1 protein-coding gene is annotated in these 1,984 nt (G+C 30.3%); it reads right to left on the bottom strand.

Features of this window, described 5'->3' with window-relative positions:
• Positions 1 to 194: 194 nt before the first annotated feature.
• Positions 195 to 1,763 (bottom strand): hypothetical protein, encoded by a 1,569-nt coding sequence (locus FT993_RS08600; RefSeq protein ID WP_147862141.1) that lies wholly within the window; start codon positions 1,761 to 1,763, stop codon positions 195 to 197.
• Between the last annotated feature and the right edge of the window lie 221 nt (positions 1,764 to 1,984).

Genomic DNA, 1,984 nt, shown 5'->3' with positions numbered 1-1,984 from the left:
TAGCATTATGGTTTAACATAAAATACTTACTAAAAAATTTTAATTAAATTACTTGTTATTTAACACAGTACCTATGAGTAGTTGCGCGGGTTAGCACTTAACTTTGCAAGTACGCACCTAACTGAAAACCCGCGAGGATTTTCAGAAATAGGCGAGAACAAGCAATTACTTATAGCCATTGTTAGCAAACGTAATTATTGTCTATGTAATTCAGTTCCATCAGTACTATAAAAAATCATATCATCAACATTATCTACATTATATGTATTACTCACGTTCCAGTATAGATTGGTTAATATAAGTTGTCCATTTGAATATGATAAATTAATTTGATTATCAATCATTTGCCAACCGTTACCATCTAAATAATCAGCTTCTCTAAAATCTGCATTACCTAGTTCATCAAAAATATATCTATCATTTTGACCTGTACTATATCTTATCCAAGTCCCTTGATAATTAAAAGTTGGGTTAGTTACGTTAGCGTTTATAGTCGTTGTTTTAGTAAAACCTTCTTTTGTAACCTCAACATCAAAACTAAAACTCTCATCATTACCAGACAAAGATTTAAAAGTTACATTTTGACCATTTAAAGATTCTAACTCAACATTAGAATTTGAAATATTAGTAATGGTTATCTGGTCAGTATTATTATCAAAGTCAACATTTTCAGAGGTGTCTTGATAACCTATTGTTCCTCCAAAAAGTGCTGTTAGTTGATTCCAATAAACATTTAAGGTATTTAAAGAATTAATAAAGTAACCAGTCTCTTCAGAAATCCCACTATCGTTTGAATTCATACTTCTAAAATCAGGTGTAACATTTAGACTAACTTCTGATTCACTAGCAAATTCATCAGCAATAACGGAAAATGTTGCTTGGGTTAATATCCAGTTTGCACCAATAAATGACCTTAAACTTGACTTAAATTGAATAAAAGAAGGTCTTACTTCTGTCATATAAATATATGCAGCTGTTCCTAATCCAAGAAATGTACCAACTGCAGATAAACCAAAAGATGCAGGTGCTAGATATGCAGAAGCACCAGCTAATGCCAATATTTGTAAAAATTCTTTTGAACTATTCTTTAGTGCAATGGCACTATTTCCCAAATTATCAGCCGTACAACTATAAAAAGATTTAAATTCATCCGTAGGACAATCTGATTGTGGTGTTCTTGACAATGTGGTTGGACCATTTAAATTAGAGGCTATATCATTTTTAAAATTTTCAAAAACTTCTTTATTTGCCTCATAGAACATAGCAGTTTGTCTTTTTTGTTCATCGTTTAATGAATTATACAATGCTAAAACTTCTGTATTGTACGACTCTGCTTCTGTAATTTCATTTGCAATAAATGGGTCGCTATTATCCAAATTGGCTATATCATTACTAAAATTATCAAATACGTTTTGAATTATTTCATCAGTGTTTGAAACTTGTGTTTCTGCAACGTTGAATTCAATAGTTCCTAAAGAAAGTGATAATGTGTAAGTTCCTTGTTCTATTTCAGGTACTGAAAATATTAGAGAGTTATTATCAAACTTCAATAATGTAATTTCACTATTACCAAATGTAGCTTGATAAGTATTATTTGTTAGTTCCAAATTATTAACCGTAACTGAAACCACCTCAAATGTTTTGACATTATTACTTTCTACAGTTAGGTTTTGCTCAATTGGTTCTGATTCTGGTGAGGAATTATCATCTTTAGAGCAACCGAAAATAATAATTGACATAAAGATTATAAGTGCTTTTTTCATTTTTAATGATTTTTAAATTTTAAAATTAATTTTTGTAAGTAGAAATGTCAATACCTATTACTGGGTATTTTGGTTCTTATGTTTGCTAACGGCTTTGGCTATGATTTCGTTGCGGAAAAATATGCAGGATTTATTCCGTTGTAACTCAAAGATAGAAAAAAGGATGGAATTTTCGGTAGAAAATTCCGCCGCAATGAATTATAGCCGTTGTTGGCTAAAGT

The sequence above is a fragment of the Mesonia sp. HuA40 genome (assembly GCF_008017835.1).
GTDB lineage: Bacteria > Bacteroidota > Bacteroidia > Flavobacteriales > Flavobacteriaceae > Mesonia.
Note: the sequence above shows the minus strand (reverse complement) of the source record. Positions and strands in the feature narration are given on the sequence as shown.